Raw genomic sequence first — 20,186 nt, forward strand, 5'->3', positions numbered from 1 at the left:
CAACTTGTGGTCACTTTCCCCCCACGCAATGGTGAGAGGCACCACGATGACGATGAACCACGCCCTGCGGTACGGCAGCCGCACGCTCGCGTTGACGGCGACCGCACTCGGGGTGATTGCGACGGCCGTGCCGGCCGCGGCCGAGGAACAGCCCACCGCGGAGCAGATCATGGCCGACTGCGCCTCCGGAGAAGGAAAGTGCAGCTTCAACTCCCCGCAGCTCGGCAAGGCCTACCTCGGTGAGCCCCGGCAGGCATCCGAACTCCTCTTCAACTGCACCGACTCGCCCGCCTCCCAGTCGATGTCATGGGCCGACACCGTGGGCTCCTCCCACTCGGTGGGAGGCTCGGTCACCGTGGGCGGCGGCATCGAGGGCATCATCACGGCCAGTGTGACCGCGACGTACAACTACACCTGGCAGAGCTCGCACACGGAGACGAGTTCCTTCACCGTCACGGTGAAGCCGGGAGAAGTGGGCTGGATCTCCCGCGCCCAGGTGATGCGGCAGATATCCGGCACGTGGCAGACCCACTACGACGACCCCGAGTGGGGCCACTACTACTGGTTCGTGCCCGACACGGTCACCGGCCCGGCCCCGAACGGCACGGACGGCAAGCACAGCGCGGTCGTGGTCAAGTCCCGCAAGATGACGGCCGACGAGAAGAAGCTGTGCGCCGGCGGCTCCACCCAGGACAAGGTCTTCACCCGCAGCGGCTGACCCGGTCCGCCTTGGCCGAGGATCTCGCCGCAGCCGTGCGATCGGGCCGGAACCAGCCCGGCATCGCGTCGACCGGCACGAAGGCGCTGGACAGGAGCGGCGGGCCACTGGGCGCCGTGCGGCCAGCGCGCATGCCGGTCGGCCCCGCCGGATGGTTCTCGCCCGGCGGGGCCGACCGCTGGAACCGGGCGACGGGCGAAGACTGCCCGCGGCGCCGTCAACTGCTTGCGGCGGCGGTCACCGTGGCGGGATCCACCCCGGTCAGCTCGACGATGCGGTGCGGGGCCACGCCGGCGGCCAGCGCGCGTCCGATCAGGCCGTCCCGCCCGCCCGCGCAGTCACGGTAGGCGAGCAGTTCCTCCTCGAGCCGGGCCAGCGGCTCCGGTGCCATCTGGTGGCGGAGGCGGTTCAGCTCCTCCTCGCTCAGCGGGACGGGCAGCCGTTCCGCACCCTCGGGCACGGCCGCCGTCTCCTCCGGCGGCAGCAGACGCAGGTGCGGTGAGGTGGGCGTGCTTCCCTGGGCGTCGAGCCAGGCACGAACCGCGGGAGTCTCCATGCACGCGAGTTCACCGACTGCGGCCGGAGCCACGCCGAGCTGCGCGGACGCGTCGTCAAGCAGGAACAGGTAGGCGTCGTCGGTCATCCTCGGCTCCTTCCAACGGGGTGCTGATCGACATCCCATTACCCCGCCGCGCCCGGATTACCTCCAGATCACCACGGATGGGGAAGGCCACCCGGACGAGGCGCGCTCACTCGGGGGCGGCGGCACGGCGCCGGGTCTCGGTGAGGGGGAGGCCGATGTACGAGGCGAGGGCCAGTGACGCCACGGCATCGCCCCGCCCGCACACCTCAGGACTCGGCAGCAGTGGTTTCCCACCCGCCCGCCCCGCCGCCCGGCGCGGCTTCCCAGGGCAGGGGACCGGTGCCGTCCGTCCACGTCTCCAGGGTCGCCCGGTCCACGCACACGATCCCGCACTGCTCGGCGTACTCCAGCGCCGGCGCCGTGAAGTCACTCGTGCTGACCAGCACGGCGACGTCGGCCCCGTGCACAGTGAAGCACGTGCCGCCGAAACGCTGCATATCCTGGGAGCCGACCCGATGGGACTCGTTGTAGTGCTTGCACTGGATGACGATCCGGCGCCCGTCGGGAGTCGCGGCCATGACGTCGGCGCCCAGGTCCCCGGCGCCTCCGACGACCTCGACCCCGGAGCATCCGTCGCGTTCGCAGAGCGCGGCGACCGCCTCCTCGAACTCCTCCGGTGTCAGGGCGTCGTAGTCGACGGCGGCCTCAACGGACGTCCGCTGAGGGGGAACCGTCACAGTCTCCAGCTCCTCGGCCGCTTCCCTGGCCGCCTCGTCGAGCGCTGCGGCGGCCCGGCGAGCCACACCCGCCACGCGCATCCGTCGCCGCAGGCCCAGGCAGCCCGCGACACCAGTCACGACCAGTGCGAACACCCAGGCAGGGTGCCGCTCGACAGCGCCCGCCGCCACACGGGCGGCGAGGCCCAGGGCGCTCACGACCACCGCGAGAAGCACGAAGAACAGGGCGGTCGATCGAAGATCGAACCCGTACCGGCGGCGCTTCGCCGACGGTGTACGACGCGTGGGCACTGTCACGACATCCCCCCTCTTGGGATCAACAGCAAGATCACTCCCACCGTCTGCCCAAGATCACCTCCTTCACCGCTCCGGCCGCAGTGTGTGACGCCCCACCCGAGCTTGCCGCCGCGCACTCGCACAGCCGCCGCAGTCGAATGGCGGCGCGCCTTTGCGGACCCCGCCATCCGGCAGACGACGGGACGGTCGCCTGCGGCCCGCCCGGTCTCCAGCACCGCGTCGTCACCGTTCCCGAATGCGCCACCACCACCAGCGCCCCGCAGTCCACTCGCTCACCCGGCCCGGCTTCGGAAGGGTGCGGCGCTCGAACTCCGCGTCGATCCGCGCCACCAGGCGGCCCAGATCCGCCCGGGCGCCTCCGGGCAGGTGCCGCAGGGCTACTTCCAGGTCGTCTCGGCCGTCCTCGATCTCGATGCCGGGACTTTCGTAAGGTTCGTCGAGGAAACGCCCCGGCTGCCTGAAGGCGCACTCGAAGCGGAGGAGCGCAACAGCAACGGCGTCGGGCCACAGATGTTCGGCCTCAACACGCCGCACGGCTGCACGAGTTCGGGCTGATACGGACGGAATCCGCCGGACCGGCATGTGCTTGGGGGGCCGCCACCGCTCGTCGCGGACGGCCTTCGGGCGCCTACGCGGCATTGCCCTTTCGGATCAGAACCATGCCGGCATCCTGCCACAGCCGGCCGCACCGCGGCTCTTGCCCGCGACCGGCGTCGGTCACCACCATGAGGGCACAGGCACCACAGCGCCGAGAACCGGGGTGCGGGGGCCGCCGTGGGTGCTTCGGCCGGCTGAGGCTCGGGCTTGCGTGCCGCCTTGAGTTTCCTTGCGGCTCAGGAGCGGGCCCGTTCCGCGAGTCGGCGCCGGCGGGCGTTGATAGGCGACGCTCGATGTCCCGTCGCGGGTCCGGCATGGTGCCGGGGCCGGGGCCGGGGCCTTGACGGGTACCGGCTCCGTGGGGGCTCGCGTTCCGGGACGGCGTGTACGCGGCCCGACCGGCGGCCGACGGCCCTCGGCCCAACGCGAGTCCGCCACCGGTCGTGTCGACGACCGCCTCGCGAGCGCCCTGGAGCCGCACCGGTGGTGCCCATCAGGCCTCCTTGTGCCCGTATGCGCTCAGTCCTGGCAGGCGCCCAAGGTTCGGCACGCCATCTTGCCGTTACGGCAAACGGCCTGTGCCGCCGAGGACGGGCCGCGCCCCCGGCCGACGGTGTGTCCCTCGGCCGGGGGCGGCGGGCGCCGGTTCGTCACCAGGGCAGGGGGTACGGAGCCGCCCCGCCGAGCAGTGACGCTGCCGGCATCGGACCCGGCACGGCCGCCCGACGTGAGGTCAGTCCGAGAAGGGGACGGCGTCGGCGGGGTCGCTGTGCCAGTTGGTGGCGATGGGCCGGTCGACCGTGACGGTCTCGGGGAGGGCGAGGGAGACGGCGTTGGTCTCGTCGCCTGCGATGGAGAGGTGGAGGAAGTCGAACTGCCTGCCGTTGTCGTCGTTCGTGGTCTTGGGGTCGATGCCTGCGTAGGCGGCGGTGGAGCCGGACAGAGTGACCCTCTCGCTGACAGCATCCTCGGCCGGCGCCACCTCGGTGTCGGCGGAGGAGCCGAAGGAGGCGGAGGGGAAGACGCCCTCCAGGTAGCAGGTGACGCCGGACTTGGCCTTGGCGGTGACGAGGAAGTAGCCGCCCGCCTGTGTCTTCAGGCTGACCTTGTAGGTCAGGTCCTTGGTCACGCAGGCCCGCACGGTGGTGCTTCGGCTGTCGGCCGTGGCGGTGGCCGTGGCGGTCGCGGTGGCGGTGACGGCCACCGCGGCGACTGCGGCCAGGGCGAGGCGGGCGGAGGGAGCGGCAAAGCGCGAACGCATCGAGATCTCCATGGTGCGAAGTGGGTTGTCCAGCGGACTGCTTGGACGGCCTCAGCCTGTTCCGCGCTGCGTCCCACCCGCCACATCCCGCGGTCCTTTCGGGACGCTGGAACGCTGAAACGGGCGCTGACCAGCACAGACGCCGACAGCCTGGAACGGCGAGCCGGGATGCGGAAGGCGACCGGCGCCGAGCATGCGAGGACGTCGGGACGGCGGGCGACCGTTCGGCGAAACGGAGCGCGATGCCCACCGCGGGCGATCGGCTCCACTCTTCTCTCCCGTCAATACGAGTCCGCGTACCGGTTGGCCATCGCGGCGGCGCGGTCGTGCAGGGAGGTGCGCAACACCCCCGGGGCCAGGACTTCCGCGTCGGTGCTGAGCTGCCACAGCGCCCACTCGGCGTGTCGCAGATCCTGGAATGTCACCTCCAGCCGCAGCAAGCCGTCGTCGTCGAGTTCCGCGGTGCGGACGGCCACCGCGCTGCTCAGCAGTTCCTCCCGCCGCTTCGGGTCCACCCGTACCAGCACGGCGATATGGCCGCTCGACAGAAACTGCGCACAGCGTTCCCGCCAGACCCGGTCCAGATCGACCTGGTCCGGTCGCTGCGCCGGTTCGGGGAGTTCCTCGGCGGCCGAGACCCGCGACAGCCGGTAGGTGCGGTCCGCGCCGGATCTCGTGGCGAGCAAGTAGCCCCGGTCGCGCACGGTGACCAGGCCGATGGGATCCACTGTGCGCCACTGCGGGGGCTCGTCCGTGGCCGCGTAGTGGATGCGCAGTTTGTGTCCGGCGAGTACCGCGCGCCGGATCTCGAACATCGTCGTGTCGGGGACCTCCTCGGGGGCCACCCGGCGTGAGAGCAGGTCGGTCTCCGGCTCGACGAGAAAGCGCCGGGCCGCGTCGTTCGCGGTGGCCTGGTGGCTTTCGGGCAGTGCGTCGACCACCTTGCGCATGGCCGACGAGAGTGCGGTGCCGAGGCCGAACACCTGCTCGCCGCGCCTCGATCCGGCGGTCAGCAGGGCAAGGGCCTCGTCGTGGTTCAGTCCGGTGAGCTCGGTCCTGAAACCGGGCAACAGCGCGAACCCACCGTGCCGGCCGCGTTCGGCGTAGACCGGGACGCCGGCTGCGGACAGTGCCTCGATGTCGCGCAGCACGGTACGGGTGGACACCTCCAGCTCGCGGGCCAGCGTGTCCGCGGTCAGCCGACCGCGCTGACGCAACAACAGGACCAGCGAGACCAGCCGATCGGCGCGCATACGAGGACCTTAGCGAATACATGACCAAGGGTGTCGTGATTCGCTGCGAGGGTCGTGAGCACCGACGTCGACGATGGCGGATGCCGCGCCGGTGGACGTATGGAACTTCCCATGACTCGAACGGAGCTGATGTGGCAGTGGAACGAACGGCGATCAATCCGGTGACATGGTCGTTGGAGATGGGGTTCAACCAGGGCGAGGTCGTCTCCGGGCACACCCGGACCCTTTACTGCTCCGGACAGACCGCGATGAGCGGCGACGGCAAACCCCGGCATGACGGTGACATGGCCGCACAGTTGGCGCTGAGCCTCGACAACCTGGAGGCCGTCCTCGGCGAGGCCGGCATGTCCCTCGCGAACCTCGTCCGGCTCAACGTCTACACCACCGACGTCGATGGGCTGTTCCCGCACTACGGCGTGCTGGCGTCGCGGTTGGGCGCCGCCGGGGTGGCGCCGACCACCACGTTGCTCGGGGTGACACGGTTGGCCGTCCCCGGCCAGATGGTCGAGCTCGAGGGGACCGCCGTCGCCTGACACGACCTCGCCGCTCGCGCTGCTCGTGCCGGCCGGACGGCACGAGCAGTAGCACATGGGTGACGCACGACCTGGTCGACGGCATCACCCCACCACCGGGCTGAAGCCCCCGGGTCCCGCCCCCGTGCCCGGGCCGCAGCCTCAGCTGCCGGACAGGGTGCGGTCGAGGAGGGGGAGCAGGCGGTCCCAGTGGCGCTCCCGGGCGGACGGGTTGAAGACGTCGGTGTCGGACATGGTGAAGCCGTGGACGGTCCCGGGATAGATCTCGGAGGTGTAGTCGACACCTGCGGCATCCAGCGCATGGTTGAGCTCCCCGAGGGCCTCGGGTGTCAGGTCGGTCTCGGCGTGGCCGAGGTGGACCACGGCCGTCAGACCGGACAGGAGGCGGTGCAGGCTCTCGGGCCCGTCGACTCCGACGGGGCTGTGGAATCCGGCGACTGCGGCCACCTGGCCGGGGTGGGCGGCGGCGGTGCGCATCGCCAGGAGGCCGCCGATGCAGTAGCCGGTCACCGCGACCGGTCCGGCGCCGACCCCGGGCTGGGCGGTGAGGAACCTGAGGTAGGCGTCGGCGTCACTCAGGACGCGTTCGGTGGTGTGCGCCTCGACCAAGGGCATCAACCGGGCGACGAGCGCGGGCCGGACCTCTTCCCCGATGTGCTCGGGAAGTTCGATCACCGGTGCCGGACCGTGCCGGTAGAAGACGTTGGGGACGAGCACGTAGTACCCGTGCCCGGCGAGCTCGCGGGCCATCTCCCGCAGCACGGGCCGGATACCGAAGCCGTCCGGGTACATCAGCACCCCAGGGTGCCGCTCGCCCCGGTCGGGGCAGGCGGCGAAGGCGTCGGCCCGGCCGTCCGCGGTGGGGATCTGCAGTGTCTTGGTGAGCAACATCTTCCCGTCTTGAAGATCACGCGACTGGCGTTAGTGACACTAACGTTTTCGGCTCGGGTGAACGTACATCGTTAGTCGGGCCAACACAACGGGTTAGGGTCGGTGCCGTGATCAGAGCCGAAGCAGCGGACACGCCCGACGACGGCGCGTTCAAGACGCCCGACAGGCTGCGCCGGAGGGCGAGCCGGCTGTTGTCGCAACTGACCATGCGGTCGGACCGGTTGGTCACCGAGGGGCTGGCCCGTGCCGACGCCCGCAAGTGGCACTACGCCGTGCTCGCCTCCTTGCAGGAGTACGGGCCGGGCAGCCAGGCGGAGTTGAGCAGGCGCTCCGGCATCTACCGCAGCGACATGGTCGGCGTGCTGAACGAGTTGGCCGAGCGTGACCTCGTCGAGCGGGCGCCGGATCCCGCCGACCGGCGCCGCAACGTCATCACGATCTCCCCCCGAGGCCGCCGGCACCTGCGCCGCCTGGACAACGTCCTGGACGACCTCCACGACGAACTCCTCGCACCGCTGAGCCCGGCCGAACGCGACCAGTTCGTCCAGCTGCTCACTCGCTTGCTGGACCACCACGCCGAGAGCTCTTGAGGACCTCCGCCCACGGCTCTGCGGTCCGAGCCGGCGTGGTTTCGTGTCACGATGTTCGCCATGTCTGGTCGTGCGCTGAGCTTCGGAGCGGTGGCGGAAGCATACGAACGGTTCCGGCCGGAGTACCCAGTCGAGCTGTTCGACTTGGTGATGGCGTACGAGGGCCGTCCGGTCCCGACCGCCCTCGAGATCGGAGCCGGGACGGGCAAAGCGACCCGGCTGTTCGCTCAACGGGGGATCGCTGTCACCGCGACCGAGCCTGATGGGTCCATGCTCGCCGAGCTGCGCAAGCACGCGCCGGCGAACGTCAGAACGGTGCAAGCCGCGTTCGAGGACTTGCGGCCGGGGGAGAGGTACGGCCTGGTGTACGCGGCGGCAGCGCTGCACTGGACGAACCCGGAGGGCCGCTGGTCACGCATCGCCGCGCTGCTGGAGCCGGGTGGTGTGTTCGCCTCGTTCGGCGGGCCCTTCCGGCCGGCCGACCCGGCCCTGGAGGAAGCCGTTCACGCGGCGAGAGCACCGTTCCTGGAGAGCGACGAGATTCCGTCCCCCGACGGTACGCCTCCGGAACAGCAGATGCAGTGGCCGGGCAGCGAACTGCAACGGTCCGAGTGGTTCACCGAGGTTCGACAGGCCACGATCGAACGGCGTTTGACGATGAGCGCCCGCGACTACGTGGGCCACCTCTCGACCATCTCGGCCTATCTCGTCCTGCCGGCCCCGGAGCGAGAGCAGGCGTTCAGCCGCATCACGCAGGTCCTGCCGGACAGGGTCGAGATGGCCGCCGACATCACCGTTCACCTCGCCCGCAGACGATCAGAGGATTGAGCCACCCCGCACGCCACCCAAGGACCCGTCGGAGGATACCGGCCAACACCAGCTGATAGGCGGCGCGGATCGGGGTACATGCGTCGGCATGGCTTCGCAAACTGATCACGCTGAGTCCGTACGAGCCCTGCGGCAGTTGCGCCGGATGCGCACGTTCTACGCCGGGGGCGCCGTCCTGTGGGCTGTCTCGGCCGCGTCGGCGGGATGGGACGACCCCGGCAGCCGGCAGATGTGGGTGTCGGGGGTGCTTCTGGTGGTCTTCGCCGCCCTGCTGGCCATGACGTCCCTCTGGTTGAAGCGTCAGCAGGCTGACCACTCGACCGAGCCTGCGCACCATGCCGCTCCGCGCAGCACGGCATGGCGTCGCCACGCCAGCGCCTAGTGCGGGAGCTCGCCCCCTGCTCGGCCGGTGCACGCGACCGCCGGGCGACGCCCCGCGGCAACTCCGCGGCAGATCCTTGGTGATGCTGTCGAGACCCGTCCTCACGTGAAAAGAGCTTCGCGGTCTTCTCCTGATCAGGGCATGATGCCCACCGTGAAGGGAGACAGGGGGCAGAGCGGGCAAGGACGGTACGCCCTGACGGAGTCGGAGCACGGCCACGTCTGGGGCGTCTGCGCCGAGGTGGAGGGACTCTTCAGGGAGCCCGAGCGCGCGACCTACGAACTCTTCGGCTGGGTGCCGGACGGTGCCGAGGTGCGCGGCTGGGTCGCATCCAGGGTATGGCTGGTACCGGAAGACAGAACCATCGACCCCTGGCTGCTGGAGGACGCGGAAAGTCTCCGGCCGCAACCGCGAACCGATGCTCTCGTGCTCACGGGCATGGACGACTACATGGGCCCGCCGGAGGGACACCGGGCTCCGGTCCGTCTGCACGACGGGTACCGGTGGCTGGGCTCGTGCCGGGAGTTCGCGCGCGTCCTGCCCGGTGAGCAAGCCGCCCCCTCGCTCGTGCTGCGGGGCCTCTCGCCGGCTGGTCGGCTCCGGCAGGCACTGGCGACGGGAACCCGGCGCGCCCTGGACCTGGGCGAGGCCCGGCTGGAGATCCGGGACGACAGCGGTGAGCCGTTCACCGACCGGCTGCTGCGGCCCAGGATCCGCGCATGGCGCCCCTCCTTGCACGGGCCGGATCTGATCGACCTGGAACTCGACGAAGAGCTCGACAGGCCCGTCCCCGGACACGTCCGTCCCCTCTGGACCCGCTGGCTCGCCGGCCCTCCGGAGATCCCCGGCCGCTGGGCCGACCTGGATGCCCGGCAGCGTGAGGCGTGGCTCGAGCTCGTCCGCGAACGGGGCTGCCGGCGCGAGCACCAGGGCCGACCGGCCGGACAGCGGTACGAGTTGGACGGCCGGCACATCACCGACGTGCCCGGCCTCTTCCTGGCGCTCGGCGAGGCCGTCAACGGGCCGGGGGGTTACTTCGGCGGCTGCGTGGACGCACTCGCGGACTGTCTGCGCGGCAACTTCGGGTACACCGCCCCCGCCACCCTTCTCTGGCGGGACGTCGCGCCCGCGCGCGGGCATCTGTCCCACGTCCTGACACCGGAGGGCGAACCGTACGACCTGGTCGCCCTGGTACTCGAAGTCCTGACCGAGGGCCACATGCGCGTCACCTTCGCGTGAACTCGGCGTCTGCCGCGCTCTAGCTGCCTGGGCAGTGCGCCAGGTCACCGGTCCCACAGGTGCCGATCACCCGCGCGCGGGTACACGGCGCTGCATGTCCGAGGTGATTCAAGCAGGTGGTTGGGGGTTGCTGGCGGGCAGTGCTCTCCTGGTGGGAGCGGTGTTCGGCTTTGGGATGCGCGTGTCGCAGAAGGTCATCGCCCTGGTGATGGCTTTCGGTGCGGGTGTGCTTCTCTCGGCCGTCTCCTTCGAGCTGGTCGGCGAAGCCTACGAACAGGGCGGGTTGGGCCCGGCAGCAGCAGGGACACTGGCCGGGGCGGCGGCCTACACGTCGGGCAACCTGTGGCTGGCAGGCCGAGGCGCCCGCCATCGCAAGCGATCGGGCCATCACGCGGAGCAGACACAGCCGTCCGAGGAGAAGAACAGCGGCTCGGGCCTTGCGCTGGCGCTGGGCGCGCTGCTGGACGGAGTGCCCGAGTCGGCGGTGATCGGCGTCAGCCTGCTCGACGGTGGGGCGGTCAGCCTCGTGACGGTCGCGGCGGTGTTCATCAGCAACATCCCGGAGGGGCTGTCCAGTTCGGCGGGCATGAAGAAGTCCGGGCGGGGTAAGGGCTACGTCTTCGGCGTGTGGGGCGCCATCGCGGTCGCGAGCACAGCCTCAGCAGTCCTCGGGTACGCCGTCCTCGGGGGCTTTTCGCCCACCGTGATCGCGGGGGTGACGGCCGTGGCCGCCGGTGCGATCCTGGCCATGGTCGCCGACACGATGATCCCCGAGGCGTTCCAGGAAGCCCACCTGGCGATCGGGCTGGTCACGGTCAGCGGCTTCCTGGTCTCCTTCGCGCTGTCCCACGCCTGACGTCACGTGGTCGAGGCGACTCGCGGTGTGCGGGGCTGATCCTCTTCCACTCGGCACGTTGGCAGCCCGAGGACGGTTCACCCGCATCAGCGTCGCGGTGCGCCGGCGGTCCGGGCCTCCAGAGCGCGCAGCACGGCCACCATGTCCTCGCCGCCGTGGCCCCGTTGGACGGTCTCTTCGTAGAGGGCGTGGCACACGTCGAGGAGCGGGGATGCCAGGTCGGCCTTGCGGGCGGCCTCGGCGATCAGGCGGTTGTTCTTCAGGACGTCCGCGGCGGCTGCCTGGACCGAGAAGTCGCGCTCCAGGAGCTTCGGAGCCTTGCCCCGGGAGACGCCACTGGCCATCGGGCCGGCGTCCAGGACGTCCCGGAAGAGACGCTGATCAAGCCCGTGCCGCTCGGCGAAGTGGAACGCCTCGGCAAGACCCGTGACCACGGTGATCAGAAACAGGTTCACCGAGAACTTCAGCAGCAGCGCACCCGGGACGGCCCCGCACACGAACGTCTCCCTGCACACCGGAGTGAGCAGGGACCGCACGGTCGCCACGGCGTCGCCGTCGCCCGCCAGCATCCCCACCAGTTCGCCTCGCTCGGCGGGGACGCGGCTGCCGGAGACCGGGGCCTCGACGTACCGTCCGCCCGCCGCCCGGATGTCCTTCTGGAGGCTGGACGAGTACTCGGCCGAGGTCGTGCCCATGTGGACGGCGGTATGGCCGGTGACGCGCCGGGCGAAGTCCGGGGTGCCGCGTCCCAGCACCGCGTCCACGGCCGTCTCGTCGGCCAGCATGAGGAACACGGTGGCCGCCCGGTCGAAGACCTCGGCGGGGCTTGCCGCCACTTCGGCACCGGAGGCGTGCAGCGGTTCGCATCGCTCGGGGGTGCGGTTCCAGACCACGAGTCGTGTCCCGTTACGAGCGAGGTTCAGTGCCATGGGCTGCCCCATGACTCCCAGACCGATGAAACCGACGCACATGACGCACCGCCTCCTCCGGCTCGTGCGAAGGCCGAGCCGCCACCGTCTCCCTTGACTATGACAGCGGTCATAGTAGCTGCGGCTATGACGGCCGTCATAGAATGGAGGTCGAGAATGATGCGCCGGAGAGCCTCCGAGAAGGATGCGCCGAGAGCTGCTGGAGGTCGACGATGGCGAGGGCCGCACGGGGACCGCGTGAGCGGATGGTCTTCAGCGCGGCCCAGCTCATCCGGCGCGACGGAGTCGCCTCCACCGGCATGCGTGAGGTCGCCGTCGACGCGGCGGCGCCGCGCGGTTCGCTCCAGCACTACTTCCCCGGCGGCAAGACGCAGTTGGTCGACGAGGCAGTGGGCTGGGCGGGGGGATACGCGGCGGACCGGGTCGCCCGTTTTCTGGCCGCGCTGCCCGAGCCGACGCCGAGCGGGCTGTTCGCCGCGATGGTGCGTCAGTGGACCGACGAGTACGAGGCCGACGGCTTCGCGGGCGGCTGCCCGGTAGCGGGCGCCACGGTGGACTGCGCGGAGTCGGTCCCCTCCACGCGGAAAGCCGCAGCCGCCGCATTCGCCACCTGGACCGGTGCGGTCGCCCGAGCACTGGCAGAGATGGGTGTGCCCGGGGAACGGGCAGGCGCACTCGCCACGCTCATGATCAGCAGCCTGGAGGGTGCGATCCTCCTCGCCCGGGCCGAGCGGGACGTCCGGGCCCTGACGACCGTGGCCCGGGAACTGGGTCCTGTCCTCGACGCGGCCGTGAGCGAGAAGAAGGGCTGACCGGCCGGGCAGCCCGCCCGGCCGCGATCGCCGGGCCCGCACGGGCGCTATTCCTGGTACTGCGTGAGGTCGATGCCGTACACCGCGAGGTCGTAGCCGTGGACCGGGTGCTGTGCGGTGCCTTCCGCCTGCATGCCGAGTTTGTCGAGTACGTTCACGGAAGCCTCGTCGCTCGTGCGGCATACGGCGACCACCCGGTCGAGGCCGCGGTCCTGCAGGGCGAACTCCAGGGTGGCGTGCGCTGCCTCCGAGGCGTATCCCTGCCCCCAGAACACCCGCCCCAGCCGCCAGCTGATCGCCACCTGGCCGGCGACCTCGGCCGGGGCGTCGGCCACGGACAGGCCGACGGCGCCCGCAAGCTCACCGGAGCCCAGGAGCTCGACGGCGAACATCCCGAACCCTTCCTCGTCCCACTCCTCCTCCCACGCCTCGATGTCCTGGGCGGTCTCTTCGGGGGAGCGCGGCGTGCCGTCGCCGATGCGCTGCATCACCACCGGATCGGCATGGATCTCGGACAGGGGGACGACGTCGTCGTCGAGCCATCGGCGCAGGACGAGACGGGGTGTGCGGATCTCGGTCATGATCCCATCTTTGCCGAGGTGGCGGCGGGAACGCGAACCGCGGCTCGCGAACCGGGATTGCCGCGCCGGGGGAGCTCCCAGCCGTGCGGCCGCCGGCCGACTGCGAGACGCGGACGTTGACACGCCCGCCACAGGTCAGGGAATGGGTGACGTCGTCCTTCGAGTCCTCATGAACCGTCGAAGCTCACGCGCGGCATGATCCGTCGAAGCTCACGGGCGGCCCGGGACGGGCTCCGTCTCGCGTGGCGGTGCGACCATGCCCACCACCGCCAGGAGCAGCACCACCGCCGCGATGACGAGCAGTGCTCGCCCCGTGCCCAGCGGCACCAGCAGCAGCGTGCCCAGCCCACCGCCGCCGAAGATCCCGCCCACGGTGGCCGTCCACCGGGTCCGGGCCAGCCGCTGCTTCGCCGGCATTCCGCGCAGTGCTGCCCGGGGCCTTTCAGCACGTCGTTGACGAGCTCGGCGATGGCCGTCTGGCTCAGCAGCGTCGGCATGCCCGGCACATGGACGCGCAGGGCGGTGGAGGCACGCACTCCCCTGGCCGGCGCGACGAGTGCGACGACCCCGCGGTCGTCCTGGGTCGGGACGGCTCCGGTGCCGTGTTTCGCCAGCGCCAGCACGCCGGCGCACACCAGCAGTACGGCCTCGCAGACGAGCCCGACCGGGAACCACGGCCGTCCGCGCTCCGCGAGCCACTTCATTACGACGGCCGCTCCGGCCATGAACGCGCCGATCGCGATGGCGGGCCGCGCCACCGGAACATCGTCCTCCCCGACGAGCGCGAACGACAGGAAGAGCACGTTGCCGGTCGCCAGCGCGCAGAACACCTTCCCCCATGGTCAGAAAGCTCACGGCGTCGACGGCGCCCGCCAGCACGGTCAGCACCGTCATGACGGCCACCCGCCGGACATCGGTCGCGAGGACCGGGGACGCATCGGACATGCGGCCAGTGTGGCCGGTACCGACGGCCCGCCACCGGACCGCGGCCCCGGGACACGCGGCCAGTGGCTACGGGGGGCTACTACGGCCCACACCGGGACGGATGGTCGCCGCGCACGCGGGCACGGCGCTGGACCGGAGACTTTTCTGCGGCGCCTGGAGGCACGACACCCGGGTGATCGACCTCGGAGCGATCAGTCCGCGCGGACCTCGACCTCCTCGGTCGGAGCCGGGACGTGTGGAAGGGTGGAAGAGAAGGGGCCGACCCCGCGAACCGGGCACGGCGTGGCTCTTCGTACCGGTCGCCGGAGCCGTGAGGTTCGACTGCGGTCGGCGCTCTCCCGGCGCGTCCCCTGGCCGTTCGCAGGTGGCGTACCGCATCGTGAACGGGTGGCCGACCTGCAGGGAGACCGCCGTGAGCGTCTGCCGACGCGGGCGGGTGCGCCGGTGAGGTCGACATGGCCTAAGGGGCGAAAGTGATGAGCCGAGCGAATCAGCCTTCGGAACAGGCGGGTGATCCGGAGGAGGCGGCATCCGGCCCGAGCGGGCTGATGGACCTTTTGGGCGTCGCCGCGGTGCTGGTGGAGGCCGACGGCCGGATCGACATGTGGAGCCCCCAGGCCGAGGAACTGTTCGGCTACACCGGTGACGAAGCGGTCGGGCAGTACGCGGCAACCCTCCTTCTCCACCCCGAACACCGGAAGGCGGGGATGGCACTGTTCGCCGAGGTGATGGAGACCGGCCGGGGCTGGGCGGGATCGTTCCCCGTCCGTCTCAAGGACGGAAGCACCCGCACGGTCGAGTTCCGCAACGTGCGCCTGACCGACAACATCGGCGATCACTACGCGCTGGGGCTGGCCACCGACAAGGCCACGGTGCGGCAGGTGGAGCGCGAGGTGGCCCTGTCCAGCCAGCTGGTCACCCAGGCGCCGATCGGCCTGTCCGTCCTGGACACCGAGTTGCGGTACGTGGCCGTCAACGGGGCCCTCGCCGCGATGCACGGCGTTCCCGAGGCCGACCACACGGGCCGCCACTTCCGGGAGATCCTGCCCGGCGCGCCCTTCACGACCGCGGAGAACCAGATGCGGGAGGTCCTGCGGACCGGCCTGCCCCTGGTGGACGAGCAGGTCGTGGGCCGTACCCGCGCCGACCCGGACCACGACCACGCCTGGGCCGTGTCGCTCTACCGACTGGAGGACCACAGCGGGCACGTGCTGGGGATCGCCAACGTGGTGGTGGACGTCACCGACCGGTACGAAACAGCCAGGCAGGCCGACCGGGCCCAGCAGCGCCTGCGCCTGATGGCCGACGGCTCGTCCCGCATCGGGACCACCCTCGAGGTGGAGCGGACCGCCCAGGAGCTGGCGGACGTCCTGGTCCCCGACCTGGCCGACATGGTCGCGGTGGACATCCTGGACTCCGTCCTGCGGACAGGCCGCCCGGACCGCGGCGAGGGGCCTGCACTGTTCCGCGCCCTGGCGGTGAAGACCGCCTACCCCACCGGTGCCTCCGAGGCGATCATCGCGCCCGGCCACCTCACCGCCTACCACGCCGACCATCCGGCAGCCCACTGCCTCCGCACCCGCAAGCCCCTGCTGATCACCCACATCGACAGCGGCGAGCTCAGCCGCATCGCAGCCGACGACGCCGCCGCCGGCCTGCTCGCCGAAGCCGGTGTCCACACCGACATGGCCGTCCCCCTCATCGCCCGCGGACAGATCATCGGCGTGATGGGCCTCGCCCGCGCCCGCAACCCCCAGCCCTTCGACGAGGACGATCTCACCCTCGCCTGCGAACTGGCCTCGTCCGCCGCGCTGAGCATCGACAACGCCGTCCTGCACCAGCACATCCGCAGCGCCGCCGAAACCCTGCAGCGCAGCCTGCTGCCCCGGCCCTCGCCCCGCCGCCCCGGCCTGGAGATCGCTGCCCGGTACCGGCCCGCGCAGGCCTTCAGCGAGGTCGGCGGCGACTGGTACGACGTCATCCCCCTCAGCGGAGACCGAACCGCCCTGGCGGTCGGCGACGTCATGGGCAGCGGCATCCAGGCTGCCACCGCCATGGGCCGGCTGCGCACCGCCACCTCCACCCTCGCTGACCTCGACCTCGCCCCGAGCCGTATCCTCACCCACCTCGACAAGATCACCCAGGGCCTGGACCCCTACATCGCGACGTGCGTGTACGCGGTCTACGACCCACACCACTCCCGACTGCACGTCGCCTGCGCCGGCCACCTGCCCCCGGTCCTGGTACGGGCCGGAAGGCCTCCCGAACTGCTCGACCTGCCCACCGGCACCCCGCTGGGAGTCGGCAGCGGCCCCTTCGAAACCTCCGCCCTCGCCATGAACCCCGGCGATCAACTCGTCCTGTACACCGACGGCCTGGTGGAGACCCGCGACGATCCCATCGACAAACGCCTGGACGTCCTCCTGCACCTGCTGTCCCCGCCGTTCCGCTCCGTGGAGGAGACCTGCGACCGCCTGCTCCGGCAACTCCGCAGTCCCGACGACCACGACGACGTCGCGCTGCTCATCGCCCGTGCGCGGCCTGCCGGCACTGCGTGAGGGCCGGAACGCCTCCAAAGCCGAGCGTCTCCGTGTGCGGCGGCCCCGCCACGTCCGTTCTCCTAGCCGGCGTTGTTGCGCGCGAGAGCGACTCGCTCGGTGTCGTTGTGCGCGCTGAGCGTCGGCAGCGGGAAGTTCCCGGCCGCGAGTCGACGGCGTGCCTCTTCGTACAGTTCGCGCAGCGAGATCGACTCGGACCCCTCGGTCACACCGTCGCGCAGGACGTCGATCAGGGCCCCCGTGAACGCCGTGTACGCGTCTCCCGGTGCAGTGGCCGCGCGTTGGAGCGACGCGGCCAGGACCGTGACATCACGGTCCGGCACGATGTTGAACACTCCGGGCAGGGCTTGGCGGCCGACGCGGCCGCTGTAACAGCAGTCCAGGATGACGATCTTGTGCCGGGCGGCGCTGTGCAGAACCAGTTCCCTCACGTCGTCGAGCGGCACGGCGGTGACCGGTGCGTCCGGACGGCTGCCGGCGACGGCCAGGCTCAGCTCTCCCGAAACCGAGTCGTACAGGCCGTGACCGGCGAAGTACACCAGCAGGGTGTCCTCGGCAGATGCCGCCGCATGCCCGACGACGTCGAGGAGCTCTGATCCGCTCTCCGGATTCTCCAGCACCAACGAGCGTTCCTGGGAGAAGCCGCCGTCCAGCGGGTGGGTGAGCAGCAGTGCCAGATCCCGGAGCCCGGCGTGAACCTGCGGCAGATCGGGCAGCTCCGTGTAGGAACCGGTGCCGATCAGGACCGCGGTCGAGCGCTCGGGGTCAGGGAGTCTTGAGGAGCGTGTGTGCAGCCAGGCCCAGCTTTCGAAGTCCTCGTGCTTTACGCGTACGCGCCGGAAACGGCCGTGGAACCCGGGTACGTCCTGGTACAGCGACTCCGAGACAATGAGCGCGTAGTCGGCTTCGGACTCCCTCAGGACGGCCGAGTCGGCGAGGCGGGCGGCGCTCTGAACGGCCTCGCCGGTGGCACCCAGTTCTCCCATGGCGATGACGCCGGCCGTCATGGCCACCCTCACGCGCATCACGTTTCCCCGCTCGCGGGCGTGCCGCAGGCCCCGGGCGAGTCCCTCCACGAAGCCAGGGACCGTCACCGACTCGTCCACGCCCTCGGACAACAGGACGAGTGAGCCGTCGCCGCGGTCCTCGCGAAGGTAGGGGCGGGTGTTTCCAGCCGTTCGTACCGCGTCGTCGATGACGTCGCGCAGCGCCCCCGCCATTTCGTGCCGGGTGGCCGCGCTCATCTTCCCGTGTCCGGCGATGTCGACGACGATGCAGACCCTGAAGGACACCGGCGGCGTCGGGAAGCCCGCCGCAGCACGATTCTGGAAGCGCAGTGCGACGACCGACAGGTCCGGCCAGACGGCCACGCACTCGTCGAGCGGTACCGGCCCGTCCGGCTTCTCGTCCTCGTCCACGGCCACCAGGAAGCCCCGGGTCAGGGAGTCGTCCACGGCCATGAGTTCCGCGACCTGCGTACGCGGGGGCCAGGAGAAGGGAGAACCAGCCCGCTTGATCTCCACGGGGCAGTACCGGCCGTTGCTGTGCCAGAGCAGGTCGAACCGGCGCCTCCAGCCCAACCGTCGCTCACGGTCCGGAGACAGTCCACGCTCGTCCAGATAGCGCACCAGGTCTTCGACGATCTCCGCCTGGGTCATCCGTGCCGCGGTCGGCCGGTCATGGACGTACATGAGCAGGTGGAGAAGCAACACGTGGCTGTCTTCCGGGGCATCGCGGACACGGGAGAACGTGCTCACGACGTCCCGGGGGCACAGCGGCAGCAACGCGTCCAGGTACTGCTCGCGCAGCCGCGGCCGTACGTCGGGGGGCGGTTCGCCCCTCGACTCGGCGACCGAGTCCACGAGGCCCGTCACCTGGTCCCAGAGGGGCAGCGTCACCTCGGGTGCGCGAACGCCCAGTTCCCCGGCCAGCAGCCGCAGCGACGCATCCAGGCCCTCTCCCGACACCCAGGGGAACTCCGCCTTCGCCGGCGCCTCCTCGCTGGAACTCTGCTCAGCCGGCGAGAGGATCAGCGTGGAGGCAGCCGCTTCCGGCACTCCCAGCCGCGCCTGCAATGCCGGCCCGAGATGAGCGAAGGGTGCGGCCGACCCTCGTGCGTCCTGGCTCAGGGGCCAGGCCGGGAAGTCCGAGGAGCGGCCGACCAGAGACTCGATGTGTTCGCCCACCCGGCGACTGCAGGCAAGGAGGTCGGTGGTGGGGACGGCATCCAGAAGGAGGTCCTTGGCCTCCGGCGTGAAGTCGAACAGACGGTGGCGGCCTGCCGAGTGGTCGGCCGGCAGAGGCTGCAGCAGACCACCGAGGAAGACCTCCGCCAGCGGTGTGGTGTCCTGGCGCCGGTCGAGGTGCGCGTGGACGAGCTGCATGACGGGCACGGTGACCGGGGCCATCGCTGCCAGGTGCGCGGCCAGGCGCAGGGCCTCGGGGGACGCGGCGCGCGCGAAGTCCCCTACGGACACGGGCCCGGGGGAGGAGACGGCGGGTGCCTCGGGCCGGTGCGGAGACCACAGGGGAACCGGGACCGGCCGTGCGACGACCGTGTTCACCGCCGACCACGTGGCGAGACCGGCCGGGGTCAGCTCCACGACGGGTACCGGGACCGGCGGAGGCGGTGCGACGGTCGGCGGGAGTACCTGGTCGGTCACCGTCCAGGCGGTGTTCACCGCACCCGGCCGGGGGGACACCACCCGCCAGGTGTCCGCCCGGACTCCCGAACCCGCCCACAGGCGGCGGGGGAGCGTGTGGAGCACGGCGGTCGGGCCGCTGCGGGCCCAGCCTTCGAGTACGGGGCGTAACCGTCCGTCGCGCCATGCGGGCGCCGCTCCGTCGGTGACCACCAGCACCATGGTCCGGCCGGAGCCGTCCGCCACGGAACCGGGCGCCCGGGTCTGCGGGTCGGTGCTCCACGGGCGTGCGAGGCGGACTTCGGCGCTTCCGGGGGCACAGCGGATCTGGTGAGTCACCACCTGACGGAAGGCGCCGCTGCGTTCGAAGAGGTCTTTGAGGTCAGCGCACTGCCGCTGCCACAGGGGCATGGACACACCGCCGTCGATGACCAGAGCCAACCGCAGCCAGCGCTCCGGCTGGGCACGCAGCACAAGGTGCGGAGAGCGCGTGTCGGCCTGGAGGGCGGCGGTGGCAGCTTCGTCGAGTCCGCTGTGGTGACGGCTCGGAACACGCCGTTTCAGCGGGCGCAGCGCTCTGCCCAGGGGCAAGGTGGGACCGAGGGCACGGCCGCCGGGGGTCCACAGGGCTCCGGCGGGTGGTCCGGCGGCCGACGGGCTGGAGACGATGGCCAGGTGTGCGTCCGAGGGAGCTGCGGATCCCGCTGTCTCCTCCCGGCCCGCCGCCGCTGCGGGGCCGGTACCCGCCGGTGCGTCCCCGGGCGGTCGGGCATCCGGGCCGACTGCGTCGAGGGACGGGCTCTGGGGGTCCGTCGTCTCCGGAGCACGCAGTGCCAGCGGGGCGGCCGGGCCCGACGGGACGCGAGGCGCGAGCCAGAGGACGTCGAGGAGTTCCTCCTCCATGGGCAGCCCGGGGCCCCTCGCGAGGACTTTCAGCAGCTCCTCGAACATCTT

The 20,186-nt window shown here is 71.1% G+C and carries 19 protein-coding genes and 1 pseudogene; 9 read left to right on the forward strand and 11 right to left on the reverse strand.

Annotated elements, in window-relative coordinates; translation table 11 throughout:
* Positions 1-46 precede the first annotated feature (46 nt).
* A complete protein-coding gene (locus IO24_RS0117315) occupies positions 47-718 on the forward strand; it encodes a hypothetical protein (RefSeq protein WP_031136701.1) in 672 nt (223 codons plus the stop codon).
* Between the two features lie 217 nt (positions 719-935).
* On the opposite strand, the gene IO24_RS0117320 is transcribed toward IO24_RS0117315, so the two are convergent.
* The 5 genes from IO24_RS0117320 to IO24_RS0117345 form a co-directional block, all read right to left on the reverse strand.
* Positions 936-1,361: a DUF6003 family protein gene (locus IO24_RS0117320; RefSeq protein ID WP_031136703.1), complete on the reverse strand. Its 426-nt coding sequence runs from the start codon at positions 1,359-1,361 to the stop codon at positions 936-938.
* A 206-nt stretch (positions 1,362-1,567) separates the two neighbouring features.
* The gene (locus tag IO24_RS0117330) at positions 1,568-2,335 is read right to left on the reverse strand and encodes a restriction endonuclease (RefSeq protein WP_031136704.1); all 768 of its coding nucleotides are present in this window, start codon (positions 2,333-2,335) and stop codon (positions 1,568-1,570) included.
* A gap of 222 nt (positions 2,336-2,557) precedes the next feature.
* Positions 2,558-2,869 carry a hypothetical protein gene (locus tag IO24_RS0117335; RefSeq protein ID WP_234335247.1) on the reverse strand — a complete coding sequence of 104 codons (312 nt, stop codon included), beginning with the start codon at positions 2,867-2,869 and terminating at the stop codon, positions 2,558-2,560.
* A 796-nt stretch (positions 2,870-3,665) separates the two neighbouring features.
* Positions 3,666-4,193, reverse strand: a complete 528-nt coding sequence (locus IO24_RS0117340) for a DUF4232 domain-containing protein (protein WP_031136709.1) — start codon at positions 4,191-4,193, stop codon at positions 3,666-3,668.
* Positions 4,194-4,474: 281 nt separating this feature from the next.
* A complete protein-coding gene (locus IO24_RS0117345; protein WP_031136710.1) occupies positions 4,475-5,446 on the reverse strand; it encodes a helix-turn-helix transcriptional regulator in 972 nt (323 codons plus the stop codon).
* A gap of 137 nt (positions 5,447-5,583) precedes the next feature.
* On the opposite strand from IO24_RS0117345, the gene IO24_RS0117350 reads away from it, so the two are divergent.
* Positions 5,584-5,979, forward strand: coding sequence for a RidA family protein (locus tag IO24_RS0117350; protein WP_031136712.1), 396 nt, complete (start codon positions 5,584-5,586; stop codon positions 5,977-5,979).
* A 141-nt stretch (positions 5,980-6,120) separates the two neighbouring features.
* On the opposite strand, the gene IO24_RS0117355 is transcribed toward IO24_RS0117350, so the two are convergent.
* Positions 6,121-6,867: a dienelactone hydrolase family protein gene (locus IO24_RS0117355; RefSeq protein WP_031136714.1), complete on the reverse strand. Its 747-nt coding sequence runs from the start codon at positions 6,865-6,867 to the stop codon at positions 6,121-6,123.
* Between the two features lie 110 nt (positions 6,868-6,977).
* On the opposite strand from IO24_RS0117355, the gene IO24_RS0117360 reads away from it, so the two are divergent.
* From IO24_RS0117360 to IO24_RS0117380, 5 genes are all read left to right on the forward strand, one after another.
* Positions 6,978-7,460: a MarR family winged helix-turn-helix transcriptional regulator gene (locus tag IO24_RS0117360; protein ID WP_031136715.1), complete on the forward strand. Its 483-nt coding sequence runs from the start codon at positions 6,978-6,980 to the stop codon at positions 7,458-7,460.
* A 60-nt stretch (positions 7,461-7,520) separates the two neighbouring features.
* A complete protein-coding gene (locus IO24_RS0117365; RefSeq protein ID WP_031136717.1) occupies positions 7,521-8,288 on the forward strand; it encodes a class I SAM-dependent methyltransferase in 768 nt (255 codons plus the stop codon).
* An 88-nt stretch (positions 8,289-8,376) separates the two neighbouring features.
* On the forward strand, positions 8,377-8,670 hold the full coding sequence (locus tag IO24_RS0117370; protein WP_031136720.1) for a hypothetical protein: 294 nt from the start codon (positions 8,377-8,379) through the stop codon (positions 8,668-8,670).
* 141 nt (positions 8,671-8,811) lie between these two features.
* Positions 8,812-9,909, forward strand: a complete 1,098-nt coding sequence (locus IO24_RS0117375) for a barstar family protein (RefSeq protein ID WP_031136722.1) — start codon at positions 8,812-8,814, stop codon at positions 9,907-9,909.
* 94 nt (positions 9,910-10,003) lie between these two features.
* A complete protein-coding gene (locus IO24_RS0117380; protein ID WP_031136723.1) occupies positions 10,004-10,765 on the forward strand; it encodes a ZIP family metal transporter in 762 nt (253 codons plus the stop codon).
* A gap of 86 nt (positions 10,766-10,851) precedes the next feature.
* Here IO24_RS0117380 and IO24_RS0117385 read toward each other — a convergent pair whose 3' ends face one another.
* Positions 10,852-11,736, reverse strand: coding sequence for an NAD(P)-dependent oxidoreductase (locus IO24_RS0117385; protein ID WP_031136724.1), 885 nt, complete (start codon positions 11,734-11,736; stop codon positions 10,852-10,854).
* A 170-nt stretch (positions 11,737-11,906) separates the two neighbouring features.
* On the opposite strand from IO24_RS0117385, the gene IO24_RS0117390 reads away from it, so the two are divergent.
* On the forward strand, positions 11,907-12,506 hold the full coding sequence (locus tag IO24_RS0117390) for a TetR/AcrR family transcriptional regulator (protein ID WP_031136726.1): 600 nt from the start codon (positions 11,907-11,909) through the stop codon (positions 12,504-12,506).
* A 47-nt stretch (positions 12,507-12,553) separates the two neighbouring features.
* On the opposite strand, the gene IO24_RS0117395 is transcribed toward IO24_RS0117390, so the two are convergent.
* The 3 genes and pseudogenes from IO24_RS0117395 to IO24_RS47610 all read right to left on the reverse strand — a co-directional run.
* Positions 12,554-13,087, reverse strand: a complete 534-nt coding sequence (locus tag IO24_RS0117395) for a GNAT family N-acetyltransferase (RefSeq protein WP_031136728.1) — start codon at positions 13,085-13,087, stop codon at positions 12,554-12,556.
* 210 nt (positions 13,088-13,297) lie between these two features.
* Positions 13,298-13,504 carry a hypothetical protein gene (locus IO24_RS46460; RefSeq protein ID WP_031136729.1) on the reverse strand — a complete coding sequence of 69 codons (207 nt, stop codon included), beginning with the start codon at positions 13,502-13,504 and terminating at the stop codon, positions 13,298-13,300.
* Between the two features lie 41 nt (positions 13,505-13,545).
* Positions 13,546-13,917: pseudogene (locus tag IO24_RS47610) on the reverse strand (DUF1275 family protein); the annotation flags it as partial.
* A 591-nt stretch (positions 13,918-14,508) separates the two neighbouring features.
* On the opposite strand from IO24_RS47610, the gene IO24_RS0117405 reads away from it, so the two are divergent.
* Entirely contained in the window at positions 14,509-16,590 is a 2,082-nt protein-coding gene (locus tag IO24_RS0117405) for a SpoIIE family protein phosphatase (RefSeq protein WP_031136730.1), read from the forward strand.
* 62 nt (positions 16,591-16,652) lie between these two features.
* On the opposite strand, the gene IO24_RS42080 is transcribed toward IO24_RS0117405, so the two are convergent.
* Entirely contained in the window at positions 16,653-20,183 is a 3,531-nt protein-coding gene (locus IO24_RS42080; protein WP_051905926.1) for a caspase, EACC1-associated type, read from the reverse strand.
* Between the last annotated feature and the right edge of the window lie 3 nt (positions 20,184-20,186).

Origin of the sequence: Streptomyces flavovariabilis (assembly GCF_000725785.1) — a bacterium.
In the GTDB taxonomy this organism is placed as follows: domain Bacteria; phylum Actinomycetota; class Actinomycetes; order Streptomycetales; family Streptomycetaceae; genus Streptomyces; species Streptomyces hawaiiensis.